A 15,730-nucleotide genomic window follows, 5' to 3' on the forward strand; every position below is an offset into this window, starting at 1 on the left:
GCCCGGGGCGGGTGCCTGGTGGCCGCCTAGGAGGTCTGTGCCTCCAGGGCCCTGCGGGTCTCCGGGCCGTAGACGCCCGGGGGGTCGCTCTGGAGGCCCATGTACGACTGGTACGTCCGCACCGCGTTCTCCGTCTTGGAGTTGAAGTGGCCGTCGATCCGTCCGTTGTAGATCGTCAACTGGGCCAGCCGGTCCTGGAGCTCCGCGACCTCGGGGCCGCTGTCGCCACGGCGCAGTACGGGGGCGGTGGCGGGGGGAGGGACCGGGGCTTTGGTGGTGTCGACGGTGCCGGTGCCGGTGGTCGGGGACGGGGTCTTCGCGGGGGGCGCCGCGGGGCGGCGGGACTGGGTGGGGGTGGGCTGCTGCTTGGTCGTACGGGCGGGGGTGCGGGAGGGGGAGGGCTTGCGGGGGGAGGTGGTGCCCGCGGGGGTGCGGGGGGTGCGGGTGCTGCTCGGTGCGGAGGTGGTGGTGGGGGTGGCTTCTGTGTACGGGGCGGTGCTGACGGTGGTGGCCGCGCCTGCTTCGTCGCCGTCGCCGTCGCCGCCGAGGAGGGCGTTCGTGGCGAAGGCGGTGGTGGCTATCGCTGCGGCGGCGAGGGCGAGCCAGAGGGTGCGGGTGCGGGTGCCGTTGCCGGTGGTCGGGTGTGGGTCGTCTGTGGCTCGGCGCGCAGTTCCCCGCGCCCCTGAGGGGTTGGGGTGATCGGTGTTGAAGGGTGCGGCCGGGGCGTGGTTCGTCGGGTGGCGGTCGTCGTGGGCTGGGTGCGCGGTTCCCCGCGCCCCTGGGGGTTCGGCCGGGGGCTGGTTCAGGTTTTTCAGGGTTACGTACGGCCTGATGCGCAGGGGGTCGAAGTCCTCCGGCGGTACCGGTGCCGCGCAGGCGCAGTTAGGGCTGCCCGTGGGCTCGCCGTAGGCATCGCATTCAGGACATGCGTGTCCCGTCATCGTTGGGTCCCCTCCCCTTGAGCTGCCTGCGATTATGCAGGTCCCGGGCGGGGTGGAAGAGGGGGCCCCGGGCTGCCCGGCAGGCCATATTCGGACATTGCTATCAGGATGGAGAGAGGCGGCCCGCCGACGGCGACAGAGAGGGGCGGCCCATGGCTCAGGAAACGGCCTCCACCGCACTCTCCCCGGGGGGCGGCCCCGGCGCCGGGCACGAACGGCGGACCGTGCTCGTCGCCATCGGCGCGCTGCTCCTCGGTATGCTGCTGGCCGCGCTCGACCAGACCATCGTCTCCACCGCCCTGCCCACCATCGTCAGCGAGCTCGGCGGGATGGAGCACCTGTCGTGGGTGGTCACCGCGTACATGCTCGCCTCCACCGCCGCGACCCCGCTATGGGGCAAACTCGGTGACCAGTACGGCAGGAAGAAGCTGTTCCAGGCCGCCATCGTGATCTTCCTCGTCGGCTCGGCGCTGTGCGGAGTGGCGCAGGACATGGGGCAGTTGATCGCCTTCCGGGCGCTCCAGGGCCTCGGTGGCGGCGGGCTGATGGTGCTGTCGATGGCGATCGTCGGCGACCTCGTCCCGCCCCGTGAACGAGGCCGCTACCAGGGCCTGTTCGGTGCCGTGTTCGGCGCGACCAGTGTCCTCGGTCCGCTGCTCGGCGGCCTCTTCACAGAACACCTCAGCTGGCGCTGGGTGTTCTACGTCAATCTGCCGGTCGGCGTCGTCGCGCTCCTGGTGATCGCGGCGGTCCTGCACATCCCCGTGCACGGTACCCGTCACACCATCGACTACCTCGGCACCTTCCTGATCGCCTCCGTCGCCACCTGCCTGGTCCTCGTCGCCTCGCTCGGCGGCACCACCTGGGCCTGGGGCTCGGCACAGATCATCGGGCTCGCGGTACTGGGCGCGGTGCTGCTCGGCGCGTTCGTCGCCGTGGAGCGGAAGGCGGCGGAGCCGGTTCTTCCGCTGAAGCTGTTCCGTATCCGCACCTTCACGCTCGTCGCCGTGATCAGCTTCGTCATCGGCTTCGCGATGTTCGGCGCGATGACCTATCTGCCGACGTTCCTCCAGGTCGTCCAGGGCGTCACCCCCACCATGTCCGGCGTGCACATGCTGCCAATGGTGCTCGGGCTGCTGCTGACCTCGACCGTCTCCGGCCAGATCGTGTCCCGTACGGGCCGCTGGAAGGTCTTCCCCCTGGCGGGCACGGCCATCGTCACCGTCGGCCTGCTCCTGCTGCACCGGCTCACGGAGACCAGCTCCACCTGGGAGATGAGCCTGTACTTCTTCGTCTTCGGCGCGGGGCTCGGTCTGGTGATGCAGGTGCTCGTCCTGGTCGTCCAGAACGCGGTCGCCTACGCCGACCTGGGCGTGGCCACCTCCGGGGCGACCTTCTTCCGCTCGATCGGCGCCTCGTTCGGTGTGGCGATCTTCGGCACGGTCTTCACCAACCGGCTGAACGGCAAACTCACCGACGCGCTGGCGGGCCGCGAGCTCCCGGCGGGCACGGGCCCCTCCCGACTGGCCGCCGACCCGCGCACGATCGCCCAACTGCCGCCGAGGTTGCGTCCCCCGGTGCTGCACGCGTACGCGCAGTCGATCACCGATGTCTTCCTCTACGCGGTCCCGGTGACACTGCTCGCCTTCGCCATCGCCTGGTTCCTGCACGAGGACAAGCTGCGCGGAGCGGTCACCGCGCCCGACGCCAGCCAGACCGTGGCGTCCAACCCCGTCGAGCGCTCGTCGTACGACGAGTGCGCGCGGGCGCTGTCGGTGCTCGGCACCCGTGAGGGCCGCCGCACGGTCTACGAGAAGATCACCGCCAGGGCGGGACTGGATCTGCTGCCCGCCGCGAGCTGGCTGCTGCTGCGCATCCAGCGCCACGGCTCCGCCGAACCCGCCGCGCTGGCCGAGCACACCCCCGTACCGCTCACCGTGATCACCGAGGGCGGGCGGCAGCTGGAGGAGCGGGGTCTGGCCCGCCGCGAGGGGAGGGAGCTGGTCGCCACCGGGAGCGGGCGTGAGACCGCCCTGCTGCTCGGCCGGGCCCGTGAGGAGTCCCTGGCGGAGCTGTTGGGCGACTGGTGGGGCCCGGACCGCCCGACCGACCTGGTCAGGCTGGTGGAGGAGCTGACGGCCGAGCTGTCCGGCTCGGACGGGGAGCTGCCACGGGGACCGGGGCCGCACCGCGACCACGCGAGATGAGCGGGCGGCTTCCCCGCTGCCCGGCTTCTCCCGGCCTCTCCTACCTCTGCGGCCCTCACAGCTCCTTGGCGAACCACCGTTCCCCGTACGGGCGTTGCTCGTACGCCTCGATCTCGCGATAGCCGTTGCGCGCGTACAGGGCACGCGCCTCGACCAGGTCATGACGGGTGTCCAGGGCCACGCGGCGGGCGCCGAGCCGGCGCGCGGCCGTCTCCAGGGCGGTCAGCAGGGCCGCGCCGCCTCCGGTGCCGCGCAGGGCGGGGCGTACGTAGACACGGGTCAGCTCGGCGGTGGCCGGGGCCGAGCCCTCGATGACCGGGGCGGTCTCGCAGAGCAGGACCCCGCCGCACGCACCGGCCACCCCGTCGCGGCGGCCGACCACGAAGTCGCCCAGCGGAGGCCGCAGCCGGTCGGCGCCGTCGTCCGTCAGGCCCTGCTCGATCTCCTCGGCGGTGGCGGGGCGGCCGTACCAGCGGCTCGCCACCTCGTCGTAGTACTCGCGGCGGAGCAGCGCCGCGTCGGGGGAGTCGTACGGTTCGCGGTTCATGATCCAACTCATGGCGTCTGCCTACCCGACGCACGCACCGTTTGGCCACCGAATTCCAGGCAACCCGGCGGGCAAGGACCAACTCACCGGGAAGGCACACATGTCCACGATCGTGATTGTCGTCCTGATCGCGGTGCTCGCCCTCGCCGTGCTCGCCGTCGTCGTCCGGTTCGCGCTGCGCGGGTCGGCGACCGGGGGGCGCGGGCTGCGCAAGCGCTTCGGTCCCGAATACGACCGGGCGGTCGTCCTGCACGACGGGGACCGCCGGGCCGCCGAGCGCGAACTGACCGAGCGGCTGAAGCGGCACGGCTCGCTCTCCGAGCGTCCGCTGACCCCCGAGGTCCGCGAGCACTACCTCGCCCGCTGGGCGGGGATCCAGGAGCAGTTCGTCGACTCGCCGCGGCGGGCCGCCGAGGCGGCCGACCAGCTGGTGGCCGCGCTCGCCGAGGAGCGGGGCTTCCCGGCGGCGAAGGAGTACGAGGAGCAGATCGCGGCGCTGTCCGTGCACCACGCCGGGCAGCTCGACGGCTACCGCCGGGTGCACCGCGCCGCGCGGGGCACGGGTGACACCGAGGAGATCCGGGAGGCGGTCATCGAGGCCCGCAGCCTGTTCGAGGAGCTACTGACGGCCGGGCCGCGCCATGCCCAGCCGACGCGCCGCCCGTCTCTGCCGCGGCGCCATGCGAAGGGGGCGGTGTGATGAGGCAGCACGACGATTCGGCGGGGGTTGGCGCGGGAGCGGGAGCGGGTGCGGGTGCGGCGGGCACCCGGCCCGAACCGGGTCTGGAGCAGGCCCAGTCCCCCCAGTCCCCTGCCACGCCGCCGGTGGCGCCGACCGTACGGGGTTCCGACCCGGGGATACGGGATTCCGGTGCGGGGGTGCGGGGTTCCGACCCGGGGACACGGGAATCCGGTGTGGCGGGCCGGGCCCCCGAGCCGGGGCTGAGCGTGCCGGAGCCGGGGATGGGCGCGTCGGACTCCGCCACGGCCATGGTGCCGGGCGAGCAGCCCGCGCCGCCTCCGCCCGCCGAACTCGCACCGTCCGCCCTGCTTCCCACCGAGGAGCGCGACAAGTGGGCGCTGCGGCTGCACCGGGCGGTGACGGGGTTCGTCGACGAGCCCCGCAAGTCGGTCGAGGAGGCCGACGCGGTACTGGGTGAGACGGCGGCGCGGATCGCGGAACTCGTGAAGGAACGCCGACGGGACCTTTCCGCCAAGGGCGACACGGAGGAGTTGCGGTTGGCGCTGCGGGAGTGCCGGGAGCTGACGGAGCGGATGCTGGAGCTGTAACCGGGTGGTGCTGAGGCTGCGTCCCGGGCTGCGGTGAACCCCTTCAGGGGCGCGGCCCCGGCGGACCCCCGGATGGTGTCGGACGGTTGTGGTGGGTTGCTCGCGCCGTTCCCCGCGCCCCTTGGGGGCCCGTGGTTGCGGCGGCCGTTCCCTGAGGGTGCCGTGGCCGAGCCTGCGTCCCGGGTGATGCCAACCCCCTCAGGGGCGCGGGGAACTGCGCGACCAGCCCCCACCGGCCGCAGACGAAGGCAGACCCCTCGGGGGCGCGGGGAACTGCGCTGCCAGCCACAGCGGGCCCGCGGGCGAAGGCAGCCCGCAGGCCACGGCACCCCCCCCCGCGACGACTCTCACCCCAGCGGTGGCGGCACCAGCACCGGTGGGGGCGGGGGCACCGGGCGGCGGCGGGTCCGGTGGCGTACGAGGAGCAGCGCCGCCGTCACCCCGGCCACCACCCCGCCCCCCACCGCCACCAACCACGCCGGCACCCCTGCGACCCGCATCAGCCGGTCGCGGTAGATCACCCGCTGGAACGGCTCGTCGTCGCCCGCCCGGACCAGCTCGTGGTCGCCCGTGATCTGCGACGGGCGCCCGAACGACTGGTTCAGCGCCGTGAGGTAGGGGGTCCCGGCCGTGGCGTCACCCCCGTACGGCACCTGCGCGAACCGCGCCAACTCGCCGCCGGCCTCCCCCCGCAGCCGCCCCGCGTACAGCACCTCCACCGCCCCGCCGCCGATCGCCGACTCCGGTTCCATCCGGTGCGCGGAGAGCACGTACAGCCGCAGCGACTGCGGCGTCCTCGCCAGGCGTGAGAGCCGCATCGGGTAGACCGGGCGCTCGCTCGCGAACGTCAGCTTCAGGGGGTCGAGCGTGCCCCTCAGAGGGCCGGTCCCGGACGCGGGAGCCAGGCGGACCGCCACGTACTCCCACTTGCCCTCCACGTACGGCCGCAGCTCGGTGGAGAGCGCGGGCGGGAGCCGGAAGCCGTTCGCCCTCAGCCAGTCGCGCAGCGCGTCCGGGTCCGTGGCCGTGAGGCGGGCCACGTCGAAGGGGCCGAGGCGTTCACGGCCGACCACTCCGACCGACGGCGCCGCCGCACCCGGGGCCGGTGCGCCGTCGCCGACCGTGCGGCGGTCGTGGGAGAAGGGCCAGTCGCCGTCTTCCGGCCAGAAGTGGTCACGGTCCCGGTGCACCGGCGCCACCACGCGCTCCAGCTCGGAGAAGAGGGCGCGCTCGCCGAGCGTCACCGTCGCCCGGTGCGGCACCGGCATGATCCACGCCGCGTCCGGGGCGTCGCCGTCGACCGTGAGACTCATCACGATCTGCTCACTCCGCCCGTCCCACCGCACCGCCGACGTCTCCTGGCGCACGGCCAGTCGCGTCCCCGTGCCGTGGACCATCGCACCACACCCGCAGGCGTACGCGGGCGCCACCAGGGAACCCAGTTGCAACGCAAGCAACGCCCCCGTGACCAGCCATGTCCGCCGTGCGACGCCTCTGCCTCGCATGCCCCCGCCCTCCGTCCGCCCGCCGTCGGCGTCATCGCCGACGGGAGCTACGACGGCGTCGCGGCGGGTCCGGTTCCGGTGCGCCGCGGCCACCGGGCGAGGCGCTTTCGGTCAAAACACGGGTGACAGTCAGGCGAAGGGGGGGTTGCCTGAGTCTCTTCACAGGGGTGGTGCGAGGCTCTGAGGGCAGGCCACCCACGGCCGGACGGCCGTGCGGCGGACTGACAGCGGGCCAACGACAGACGGTGGGAGGTTCGGCGGGGCGTGGCGAATGCGGAGCACGGCAGACGCGGCAGCACGGTGGACTTGGACGCGGAGGCGGCCGACACCCGGATGGGCACGGCCCGGGTGGTCATGTGGCTCTTGGCGGCCGTTCTCGCGATACGGCAGATGGCCCACGTCCTGCGGCTTCCCCCCGGGGAACGGCTCACCGACCTGGAGACCTGGACCGGCGCCGCCGGAGCCGACGGTGTGCTGCACGTGCGCGGCGACCTGTACGACACCGAGCACTTCACCGGCACCCCCTTCGCCGGGCTCGTCCTCAAACCGCTGACCCACGCGGCGGAACAGGCGCTCGGCGTGGCCTGGACGTTCTCCACGCTGCTTCTGGTCGCCGTGCTCGGCGCCGTGGCCGCCCGCGCGCTGCCGGGGCCGCTCCCGCGCGGCGGCTCGTTATTGGCCGTGCCCGTCGCCATCAGTCTGCTCATGGTCTCGCTGCCGGTCCGCAACGCCCTCACCACCGGCCAGACCAGCATCATCCCCGTCCTGCTCGTCCTGCTCGGCTGCTTCGCCGTACGGGGTGAGCGCTGTTCCGGTGTGCTCATGGGCGTCGGCGCGGCCCTCCAGCCCACCGTGCTGCTCTTCGTCCCGCTGCTGTGGCTCACCGGCCGCCGGCGCGCGGCCCTCTCCACCACCGCCACCTTCGCCGGGGCGACCGCCCTGGCCTGGGCGGTCATGCCGCACGACTCCTGGACGTACTGGGTGCACCACGTGGCGGGCGCCGGGCTCGGCGCCCGTCCCGACGGCCTCGCCAACCAGTCCCTGCACGGGGCCCTGCTCCGCCTCGGCCTCGAAGGCCCGCTGGAGATCGCGCTGTTCGCCGTCCTCGCCGCCGCCGTGACCGTCGTCGGCCTGCGCCGGGCCGTACGGTACGCGCGCGACGGCCAGTTGCTGCTCGCGGTCGCCCTCACCGGCTGTGTCGCGGTCGCCGTCTCGCCGACGGCCTGGCAGCACCAGCTCCTGTGGGTGCTGTTCGCGATGGTCGGCCGGGCCGGGACCAAGGAGCGCGACCGGCCCGCCTGGCCCGCCGTGGTCGTCCTGGTGATGACGCTCCCGGGCGCGGTGCTCCTGCCCAACGTGGGGTTCCTCCAGCCGCTGCGCGAAAACGTTCCGCTGCTGACCGCGCTGGCGGCGGCCTGCCTGGTGCCGTTCCTGTCGCGCGCCGGTGAGCACTTCCGTACACCGGTTCCCACCACCTACGCCCGCCCCGCCCCCGCGCGCTGGGCCCGCGTCCCGCTGCTGCCGCTGTGGCGCCGGGTGCTCGGCCGCCCCAACCTCCTGCTGGAACTGCTCGTCATCCGCGTCGGCTACTCCGCGTACTCCCACATCCGGCTGGAGGCCACCGCCGGGCGCGAGACCGCGCAGGCGCACGGCCGCACCATCGCGGCCATCGAGCGCGCCCTCCACATCGACGTCGAGCACTGGGCCAACCACGCGATCCAGAACGTGAAGTGGCTCGGCTCGTTCTTCGACTTCTACTACGAGACGTTCCACTTCATCGTGCCGCTGGCGATCCTCGCCGTGCTGTACGTCCGCCGCCCGGTGGACTACCGCTGGGCGCGCTCGGCCCTGGGCTTCGCCACGCTCCTCGGCCTGCTCGGCTTCTGGTTCTTCCCGCTGGCCCCGCCCCGCCTGATGCCGGGCATGGACTTCATCGACACCGTCCACGGCCCGCAGGACCTGGCCAATCCGGACTACGGGCCGATGACGCAGGTCACCAACCAGTACGCGGCGATGCCGTCGCTGCACTTCGGCTGGTCGCTGTGGTGCGGGATCGTGATCGCGGTGGTGGCCCCCAAGCTGTGGATGAAGGCCCTGGGCCTGCTCCACCCGCTCTTCACGGTGTGCGCGATCGTGGTCACCGCCAACCACTGGGTGCTGGACGCGGTGGGCGGCGCGACGGTCGTCGGCGCGGGCTTCGCCCTGGTGTACGTCCTGGCGGGCCCGCGCGGCGTTCAGCTCCCCGAGCCGCCCGCGCCCAGAGCGGCGACATGGGGCGGCAGCGCGATGCCGGCGGGCAGAGCCGGGTCGGGCTCCGGCGCGCCGAAGTAGCTCCGCAGCGGCACCACGCCCGCCCACAGCCCGAGTGCGCCGTCCGGCCCCCGGTGCCGCACCCGGCCGCCGTCCGCCCGGCCGACGACTGCACCGCCGCCGTCGACGCGGAGCTCGCGGGCGCGCGGTCACGGGTGGCGCGGAAGGTGATCCGCGACTACGCGGGCTGAATTTCTGGGCGACGGCTTACTGACGGGGGCGGGGGGCAGCCGGTGCGCTGCCGCACTCGAACCAGACCGTCTTACCGGCCGTAACCTGCCCCGGCGTCACCCCCCACCGGTCGACCACCGCATCGAGGAGGACGAGCCCGCGCCCGAACTCGTCCTCCTCCGACGCGTCGAGAGGGAGCGGAAGCTGCGGATGGCGGTCCGACACCTCGACCCGCACGCCGTGCGGGCGGCGTTGGAGCAGCAACTCGCAGTAGCGGTCCGGCACATGCCGCACCACATTGGCGAGCAGCTCCGTCACGGCGAGTTCGACCGCGTCCACGAGGTCGGACATGGCCCAGAGGTCGAGGTGCATACGGACGATCCTGCGGACGTGGCGGGCGGAGTGCGCGCCGACCGTCAAGCGCATGCCGTACTGGGAATTGTCGTTCACGGTACGAGCGTCCCGCGCGCTGGCTACTCTCGGCTACGAAACGAATACAACCCGCGCACATGTCAGCGGAGTTGAGCCCGAGGGGGTACCCGCCGTGGTCCACATCAACGTCCTCGACCCGAGCGCGTCGCCGCTCGACTACTACGGATACGAGCTCCGCCGCTACCGCGAGGCGGGCGGGCTCACCCAGAAGCAACTGGGCGCGATCATCGCGTACACCGGTTCGCTCATCGGCCAGATCGAGACAGCGAGAAAACTCCCCACGGCGGACTTCAGCGAACGCGCCGACGCGGCGCTCGGCACGGGCGGGTTACTGTCCCGGCTGCTCCCCCTGGTCCTGCGGAGCCAGCTTCCGGCGTGGTTCCAGCAGGTGGCCGAGCTGGAGGCTCGGGCGACGGAGATCTATACGTTCCATACGAGCCTGGTTCACGGACTTCTTCAGACCGACCAGTACGCCCGCGCTGTACTCGGCGCATTGGACCAATCCAACTTGGACGACCGTGTGGCGGTCCGACTCGCTCGCCAGCGCATTTTTGACAAAGCGCAACCGCCAGTCATGTGGGCGATCATTGGTGAAGCCGCGTTGCACCAAGAGATCGGCGGCGGCGAAGTGATGCACGGACAACTGGCGCGACTGTTGTCATTCCAGAACAGCCCGAAGGTGAACGTCCAGGTGTTGCCGTTCGGGGTCGGAGCACATGCTGGCTTGCAGGGCTCATTTGACCTCTTCCGCTTCACCGACGATCCGGCCATCGTCTACACCGAGGGATACGGGGTGGGTCATCCAACCGCCAACCCGGACACGGTCAGGGACTGCTCGCTCCGTTACGATCACCTCCAAGCCGCCGCCCTGTCCATCCCGGACTCGGCGAAGCTGATCCGGCACGTGATGGAGGAGCGCTATGGGGAGCAACCTGGAACTGAGCCGCGCTCGTTGGCGTAAGTCCAGTTACAGCGGTGATCAGGGCGGCTCCTGCGTCGAATGCGCCACCCTCCACGGCGCCGCCTGGCGCAAGTCGTCGCACAGCAGCGACCAGGGGGGCGACTGCATAGAGGTCGCAGACCTCCCCCACACCGTCGCCGTCCGCGACTCCAAAGTCCCGGACGGCCCGGTCATCACGCTCTCTCCCGCCGCGTTCGGCGCGTTCGTCAGATCCGTTACGGCGTGACCTGAAGCTCCTTGATGCCGTTCAGCCACGCTGAACGCAGGCGGCGCGGGTCGCCCGCGAGGGTGAGGTTCGGCAGGGCGTCCGCGATGGCGTTGAAGATCAGGTTGATTTCCAGCACCGCGAGCGACTTGCCGAGGCAGAAGTGGGGGCCTCCGCCGCCGAAGCCGAGGTGGGGGTTGGGGTCGCGGAGGATGTCGAACCGCTCGGGCTCGTCGAAGAGTTCGGGATCGTTGTTGGCGGAGGAGTAGAACAGGCCGACGCGGTCACCCGCCTTGATCTTCTCGCCGCCGAGCTCGGTGTCCTGGACCGCCGTACGCTGGAAGGACACCACGGGTGTCGCCCAGCGCACGATCTCCTCGGCGGCGGTCTCGGGACGCTCGCGTTTGTAGAGTTCCCACTGGTCGGGGTGGGTGAGGAACGCGTGCATGCCGTGGCTGATGGCGTTGCGGGTCGTCTCGTTGCCCGCGACCGCCAGCAGGATGACGAAGAAGCCGAACTCGTCGGCCAGCAGGTTGCCCTCGCCCTCTGCGGCGACCAGCGTGGAGACGATGTCCTTGGCTGGGCACTCCTTGCGCGCCGCCGCGAGGTTCATCGCGTAACTGACGATCTCCATGGCGGCTTCGGCGCTGATCTCCTCGGTGAGGGCGTACTCGGGATCGTCGTACGCCGCCATCTTGTTGGACCAGTCGAAGATCTTCGTACGGTCCTCCTGCGGTACGCCGATGAGTTCCGCGATCGCCTGGAGCGGCAGCTCGACGGCGATGTTGGTGACGAAGTCGAAGGAGTCGCGGCCTCGGGAGGCGGCGAGGGCCGTGTCGACGATCCGGCGGGCGCGGTCGCGCAGGGCTGATTCCAGCGAGCGGATCGCGCGCGGGGTGAAGCCGCGCTGGACGATCTGGCGGACGCGGGTGTGTTCCGGCGGGTCCATGTTCAGCATGATCAGCCGCTGGGCCTCGATCTGGTCACGGGTGATGTTCTCGTTGAAGCGGATGATCGCGGTGTTGGTGGTGGAGGAGAACAGCTCCGGGTGGGTGGAGACGTATTTGACGTCGGCGTGCCGGGTCACCACCCAGTAGCCGTCGTCGCCGAAGCCGGCGAGACCGTGGGGCTGCGAGCACCAGAAGACCGGGGCGGTCTGCCGCGCCTCGGCGAACTCCGGGTACGGGACGCGGTCCTGGAGCAGGTCGGGGTCGGTGAAGTCGAACCCCTCGGGAAGGTGGGGGCAGCGCATCGGCAGCTCCATCCGGTCGGCACGTTCGGACACGTTCCTGACGATCCATCAGATTTGCCTGAAAGGTAGTAACGGGTTCTACAAGTCGCAAGGGTGCGGGGGGTGTTCGTTCTCGCGCGGGAGCGCGCGCGGTACGTGCACAACCCTTGCGTACCGGGGGTAGCCCTCACCAGACTGCAAGCGGAACTAGAACGCGTACTAGTTCGGTCCGCAGCGGCTCCGGGAGGCCCTGCGGCCGGGCTTGGAGTCGTTGAGGAGAGGACGAGCTCATGGCCGCGGAACCCGTCATCGTCGAAGCCGTACGCACGCCGATCGGCAAGCGCGGAGGCGCTCTCGCCAATCTCCACCCCGCCTATCTGCTCGGCGAGACCTATCGGGAGCTGCTGGGGCGTACCAGGATTCCCGCGGACTGCGTGGAGCAGATCGTCGGCGGGACGGTCACCCACGCCGGCGAGCAGTCGATGAACCCGGCGCGCAACGCGTGGCTGGCGATGGGGCTTCCGTACGAGACGGCGGCGACCACCGTGGACTGCCAGTGCGGCTCGTCCCAGCAGGCGAGCCACATGGTTGCGAACATGATCGCGGCGGGGGTGGTGGATGTGGGGATCAGCTGCGGGGTGGAGGCGATGTCGCGGGTGCCGCTGGGGTCGGGGTCCAAGCACGGGCCGGGCAAGCCGTTCCCGGACGAGTGGAACGTGGACCTGCCCAACCAGTTCGAGGCGGCGGAGCGGATCGCGCGGCACCGGGGGCTGACGCGCGAGCGCGTCGACTCGCTCGGGCTGCTCTCGCAGGAGCGGGCGGGGGTGGCGTGGGCGGAGGAGCGGTTCAAGCGGGAGACGTTCGCGGTGCAGGTGCCGACGACGGAGGAGGAGCAGGCGGCCGGGCAGGGGATGTGGCGGCTGGTGGACCGGGACGAGGGGTTGCGGGACACCTCCATGGAGGCGCTGGCCCGGCTGAAGCCGGTGATGCCGACGGCGGTGCACACGGCCGGGAACTCCTCGCAGATCTCCGACGGGGCGGCGGCGATCATGTGGGCGTCGAAGCGGATGGCGCGGGCGCTGAAGCTGCGGCCCCGGGCGCGGATCGTGGCGCAGGCGGTGGTGGGGGCGGATCCGCACTTCCATCTGGACGGGCCGATCGATGCGACGCGGGCGGTGCTGGGGAAGGCGGGGATGTCGTTGCGGGACATCGACGTGGTCGAGATCAACGAGGCGTTCGCGTCCGTGGTGCTGTCGTGGGCGCAGGTGTTCGACCAGGATCTGGAGAAGGTGAATGTGAATGGGGGGGCTATTGCGCTGGGGCATCCGGTGGGGGCTACGGGGGCTCGGTTGTTGACTACTGCGCTGCACGAGTTGGAGCGGGGGGGTGGGGAGGTGGGGTTGGTGACTATGTGCGCGGGGGGTGCGTTGGCTACGGCGACGATCCTGCAACGCTTGTAGCGGGCCCCTCCCCGCCCCTTCCCCAAACCCTCCGGGGGTCCGGGCTCCGCCCGGGTCCGTTGCTCCCTGCGCCCCGGTGGGGGCTGGCCGCGCAGTTCCCCGCGCCCCTGAGCCCCGGGGCTTCGCCCGGGGCCCGCAGGCGAAGCGCCGGCCGAAAAGCGGTCGGCCGTCGGTCCGGCAGGGGGAGCCCCGGAGGGGGGGGGAGGGGGGCCGGTACAGTGAAGGGGTTGTTCATGACCGTATGGGGGGAAGCCGGTGCGAATCCGGCGCTGACCCGCAACCGTGAGCCGCCACCAGAACCCCGCGGCGAGCCGGACCACCCCGACGGACATGACCGGCTCAACGGCCACCGGCAAACCGTCGGTGACCGGCCCGTCGAGGTATACGGGACCGAAGCCGGCGTGCCCCCGCGCCCGCCCGCCCCGGCCCCCGCAGGAGAGGCACCGCCCAGCCATGACCGTACGCCGCTGCGCCGCAGCGATAGCCGCCCTCAGCGTCGTCCTCGGCGGCGCCGCCACCAGCACCGCTCCCGCCTTCGCCGACGGCACGACCCCGGGGCTGTACGGAACGAAGGACCCGGCGTACGACGGCGTCTGGCGGCAGTCGCTCGCCCTGCTCGCCCAGGGCACGGTCGGTGTGAAGCCCGCCGCCCAGGCGGTCACCTGGCTCACCGGGCAGCAGTGCGACACCGGCGGCTTCGCCTCCTACCGCGCCGACGCCGCCAAGCCCTGCGACGCCAAGACGGTCCTCGACACCAACGCCACCGCCGCCGCCGTCCAGGCCCTCGTCGCCCTCGGCGACCACACCGACGCCGTGAAGAAGGGCGTCTCCTGGCTGAAGACCGTCCAGAACGACGACGGCGGCTGGTCCTACAACCCCGGCGGCAAGAGCGACGCCAACTCCACCTCCGTCGTGATCGGCGCCCTCGCCGCCGCCGGTGAGAAGCCCGGCGACGCCAAGTCCGCCAAGGGCGGCAAGTCGCCGCTCGACGCGCTGCTCACCTTCGCGGTGCCGTGCGACGGCACGCCGGGCGCGGGCGCGTTCGCGTACCAGCCGGACCTGAAGACGGCCAAGCTGTACGCGAACGCCGACGCCAGCGCCGCCGCCGTGACCGCCGCGTACGGCAAGGGCCTCGCCGCGACCGCCGGTCAGGCCGACGCCAAGGGCACCGCCTGCGAGAAGCCGGCCACGCCCGAGCAGGCCGCGCACAACGGCGCCGCGTACCTGGCCAGGACCATGGCCAAGTCGGGCCACCTCAACTCCGCGATGCCGGGCGCCGAGAACCAGCCCGACTACGGCAACACCGCCGACGCCGTCGTCGCCCTCGCCGCCTCCGGCCAGGAGGCCCAGGCCAAGGCGTCCCTGAAGTGGCTGGAGAAGAACACCTCCGGCTGGGCCAAGGAGAACGGCCCCGCCGCCTACGCCCAGCTCGTCCTCGCCGCGAACGCCATCGGCGCCGACCCGAGGGAGTTCGGCGGCGCCGACCTGGTCGCCCAGCTGAACGCCACCGGCCCGGCCCCCGCGGGCACGTCCGCCGCCGAGACGGGCAAGGCGGCCAAGTCCGCCGACGCCGACAAGAAGGACGACTCCTCCGGGATGTCGGTGTGGTGGATCGTCGGCGTCTTCTTCGTCGCCAGCGTGGGCGTCGGCTTCCTGGTCAGCGCGCGCAAGAAGAACGCGCAGAAGTGACCTCGGTCCGCCGCAGCCGCCGGCCGGTCCCGGCCGGTTTCGCCGCCGCCTTCGTCTGCGCCCTCGCTCTCGCGCTGACGCTCGGCGCGGCGGCGGTGGCCGGGCCCGCCCGGGCCGCCGGGTACCGCTACTGGTCGTTCTGGGAGCGGCAGGGCACGACGTGGACGTACGCCACGCAGGGCCCGGCCACCGCGCACCCCTCGGACGGTGACGTCCAGGGCTTCCGCTTCGCGGTCAGCGCCGGCTCCAAGGACGCGGCGGCCCCGCGCTCGGCGGCGACGTTCGCCGAGGTGTGCGCGGCCACGCCCGCCGAGCCCGGCAGCAAGCGCGTCGCGTTCGCCCTGGACTTCGGCACCCCGCAGGACGCGCCCGGTGGCGAGACGCCCCCGGCGGCGCGGACGGCGTGCGCGCGGGTCCCCGAGAACGCGACGGCGGCGGACGCCCTGGCGGCGGTGGCCAAGCCGCTGCGCTACAACAGCGCGGCCCTGCTGTGCGCGATCGCGGGCTACCCGAGGACGGGCTGCGGCGAGCAGGTGTCGGGGATGACCACGCACAAGGCCGCACCGAAGACGTCCGACAGCGGCCCTTCGGTGGGCCTGCTGGCGGGCGGGGCGGCGGTCCTGGCGGTCGCCGCGGCCGCGCTGTGGCAGTCCCGCCGCCGCCACCGGAACTGACGGCGTACCCGACCGATGCCCACCGACGACGATCACCGCGAGCGGCCCACGCCGCCCTGCGGAAGGCCCCGCACGAATCCGGCCGGAGGCCCGGTGGCTGCCGCGGC

14 protein-coding genes and 1 riboswitch are annotated in these 15,730 nt (G+C 72.3%); of the genes, 9 read left to right on the forward strand and 5 right to left on the reverse strand.

Annotated features, from left to right (window positions below; all coding sequences use genetic code 11):
• Positions 1–26: 26 nt before the first annotated feature.
• On the reverse strand, positions 27–941 hold the full coding sequence (locus ACZ4MU_RS30125; RefSeq protein WP_467882528.1) for a peptidoglycan-binding domain-containing protein: 915 nt from the start codon (positions 939–941) through the stop codon (positions 27–29).
• Positions 942–1,093: 152 nt separating this feature from the next.
• On the opposite strand from ACZ4MU_RS30125, the gene ACZ4MU_RS30130 reads away from it, so the two are divergent.
• A complete protein-coding gene (locus ACZ4MU_RS30130) occupies positions 1,094–3,148 on the forward strand; it encodes an MDR family MFS transporter (RefSeq protein ID WP_467882530.1) in 2,055 nt (684 codons plus the stop codon).
• A gap of 55 nt (positions 3,149–3,203) precedes the next feature.
• Here ACZ4MU_RS30130 and ACZ4MU_RS30135 read toward each other — a convergent pair whose 3' ends face one another.
• Entirely contained in the window at positions 3,204–3,707 is a 504-nt protein-coding gene (locus tag ACZ4MU_RS30135) for a GNAT family N-acetyltransferase (RefSeq protein ID WP_467882532.1), read from the reverse strand.
• Positions 3,708–3,795: 88 nt separating this feature from the next.
• Between ACZ4MU_RS30135 and ACZ4MU_RS30140 the strand changes: the two genes are divergently transcribed.
• Together ACZ4MU_RS30140 and ACZ4MU_RS30145 are read left to right on the forward strand one after the other, a co-directional pair.
• Positions 3,796–4,395, forward strand: coding sequence for a hypothetical protein (locus ACZ4MU_RS30140; RefSeq protein WP_467882535.1), 600 nt, complete (start codon positions 3,796–3,798; stop codon positions 4,393–4,395).
• Positions 4,395–4,985, forward strand: a complete 591-nt coding sequence (locus ACZ4MU_RS30145) for a hypothetical protein (protein ID WP_467882536.1) — start codon at positions 4,395–4,397, stop codon at positions 4,983–4,985. The genes ACZ4MU_RS30140 and ACZ4MU_RS30145 overlap by 1 nt, the downstream gene beginning before the upstream one ends.
• A gap of 347 nt (positions 4,986–5,332) precedes the next feature.
• Here ACZ4MU_RS30145 and ACZ4MU_RS30150 read toward each other — a convergent pair whose 3' ends face one another.
• Positions 5,333–6,490, reverse strand: a complete 1,158-nt coding sequence (locus ACZ4MU_RS30150; RefSeq protein WP_467882538.1) for a DUF2330 domain-containing protein — start codon at positions 6,488–6,490, stop codon at positions 5,333–5,335.
• 264 nt (positions 6,491–6,754) lie between these two features.
• Between ACZ4MU_RS30150 and ACZ4MU_RS30155 the strand changes: the two genes are divergently transcribed.
• A complete protein-coding gene (locus tag ACZ4MU_RS30155) occupies positions 6,755–8,821 on the forward strand; it encodes a bifunctional glycosyltransferase 87/phosphatase PAP2 family protein (RefSeq protein ID WP_467882540.1) in 2,067 nt (688 codons plus the stop codon).
• A 186-nt stretch (positions 8,822–9,007) separates the two neighbouring features.
• Here the strand turns inward: ACZ4MU_RS30155 and ACZ4MU_RS30160 are convergent, their stop codons facing one another.
• The gene (locus ACZ4MU_RS30160; RefSeq protein WP_467882588.1) at positions 9,008–9,397 is read right to left on the reverse strand and encodes an ATP-binding protein; all 390 of its coding nucleotides are present in this window, start codon (positions 9,395–9,397) and stop codon (positions 9,008–9,010) included.
• A 118-nt stretch (positions 9,398–9,515) separates the two neighbouring features.
• On the opposite strand from ACZ4MU_RS30160, the gene ACZ4MU_RS30165 reads away from it, so the two are divergent.
• Together ACZ4MU_RS30165 and ACZ4MU_RS30170 are read left to right on the forward strand one after the other, a co-directional pair.
• Entirely contained in the window at positions 9,516–10,364 is an 849-nt protein-coding gene (locus ACZ4MU_RS30165) for a helix-turn-helix domain-containing protein (RefSeq protein ID WP_467882542.1), read from the forward strand.
• Positions 10,324–10,590 carry a DUF397 domain-containing protein gene (locus ACZ4MU_RS30170; protein WP_467882544.1) on the forward strand — a complete coding sequence of 89 codons (267 nt, stop codon included), beginning with the start codon at positions 10,324–10,326 and terminating at the stop codon, positions 10,588–10,590. The genes ACZ4MU_RS30165 and ACZ4MU_RS30170 overlap by 41 nt, the downstream gene beginning before the upstream one ends.
• Here the strand turns inward: ACZ4MU_RS30170 and ACZ4MU_RS30175 are convergent.
• The gene (locus tag ACZ4MU_RS30175; RefSeq protein ID WP_467882590.1) at positions 10,580–11,821 is read right to left on the reverse strand and encodes a cytochrome P450; all 1,242 of its coding nucleotides are present in this window, start codon (positions 11,819–11,821) and stop codon (positions 10,580–10,582) included. The genes ACZ4MU_RS30170 and ACZ4MU_RS30175 overlap by 11 nt on opposite strands.
• Positions 11,822–12,090: 269 nt before the next feature.
• On the opposite strand from ACZ4MU_RS30175, the gene ACZ4MU_RS30180 reads away from it, so the two are divergent.
• The 3 genes from ACZ4MU_RS30180 to ACZ4MU_RS30190 all read left to right on the forward strand — a co-directional run bounded on the left by ACZ4MU_RS30180 (position 12,091) and on the right by ACZ4MU_RS30190 (position 15,623).
• A complete protein-coding gene (locus ACZ4MU_RS30180) occupies positions 12,091–13,260 on the forward strand; it encodes a steroid 3-ketoacyl-CoA thiolase (protein WP_358835968.1) in 1,170 nt (389 codons plus the stop codon).
• Positions 13,261–13,481: 221 nt separating this feature from the next.
• Positions 13,482–13,603: riboswitch (cobalamin riboswitch) on the forward strand.
• 110 nt (positions 13,604–13,713) lie between these two features.
• Positions 13,714–14,949, forward strand: coding sequence for a prenyltransferase/squalene oxidase repeat-containing protein (locus tag ACZ4MU_RS30185; protein WP_467882546.1), 1,236 nt, complete (start codon positions 13,714–13,716; stop codon positions 14,947–14,949).
• A complete protein-coding gene (locus tag ACZ4MU_RS30190; RefSeq protein ID WP_467882548.1) occupies positions 14,946–15,623 on the forward strand; it encodes an SCO2322 family protein in 678 nt (225 codons plus the stop codon). Before ACZ4MU_RS30185 ends, ACZ4MU_RS30190 begins: the two co-directional genes overlap by 4 nt.
• Positions 15,624–15,730 lie beyond the last annotated feature (107 nt).

It is taken from the genome of Streptomyces sp. NPDC026377 (assembly GCF_055567715.1).

What these genes read in the sequence shown, in the direction of transcription:
- ACZ4MU_RS30125 (WP_467882528.1), bottom strand. Translation starts at nt 941, where the DNA reads ATGACGGGACACGCATGTCCTGAATGCGATGCCTACGGCGAGCCCACG.
- ACZ4MU_RS30130 (WP_467882530.1), top strand. Translation starts at nt 1,094, where the DNA reads ATGGCTCAGGAAACGGCCTCCACCGCACTCTCCCCGGGGGGCGGCCCC.
- ACZ4MU_RS30135 (WP_467882532.1), bottom strand. Translation starts at nt 3,707, where the DNA reads ATGAGTTGGATCATGAACCGCGAACCGTACGACTCCCCCGACGCGGCG.
- ACZ4MU_RS30140 (WP_467882535.1), top strand. Translation starts at nt 3,796, where the DNA reads ATGTCCACGATCGTGATTGTCGTCCTGATCGCGGTGCTCGCCCTCGCC.
- ACZ4MU_RS30145 (WP_467882536.1), top strand. Translation starts at nt 4,395, where the DNA reads ATGAGGCAGCACGACGATTCGGCGGGGGTTGGCGCGGGAGCGGGAGCG.
- ACZ4MU_RS30150 (WP_467882538.1), bottom strand. Translation starts at nt 6,490, where the DNA reads ATGCGAGGCAGAGGCGTCGCACGGCGGACATGGCTGGTCACGGGGGCG.
- ACZ4MU_RS30160 (WP_467882588.1), bottom strand. Translation starts at nt 9,397, where the DNA reads ATGCGCTTGACGGTCGGCGCGCACTCCGCCCGCCACGTCCGCAGGATC.
- ACZ4MU_RS30170 (WP_467882544.1), top strand. Translation starts at nt 10,324, where the DNA reads ATGGGGAGCAACCTGGAACTGAGCCGCGCTCGTTGGCGTAAGTCCAGT.
- ACZ4MU_RS30175 (WP_467882590.1), bottom strand. Translation starts at nt 11,821, where the DNA reads ATGCGCTGCCCCCACCTTCCCGAGGGGTTCGACTTCACCGACCCCGAC.
- ACZ4MU_RS30180 (WP_358835968.1), top strand. Translation starts at nt 12,091, where the DNA reads ATGGCCGCGGAACCCGTCATCGTCGAAGCCGTACGCACGCCGATCGGC.
- ACZ4MU_RS30185 (WP_467882546.1), top strand. Translation starts at nt 13,714, where the DNA reads ATGACCGTACGCCGCTGCGCCGCAGCGATAGCCGCCCTCAGCGTCGTC.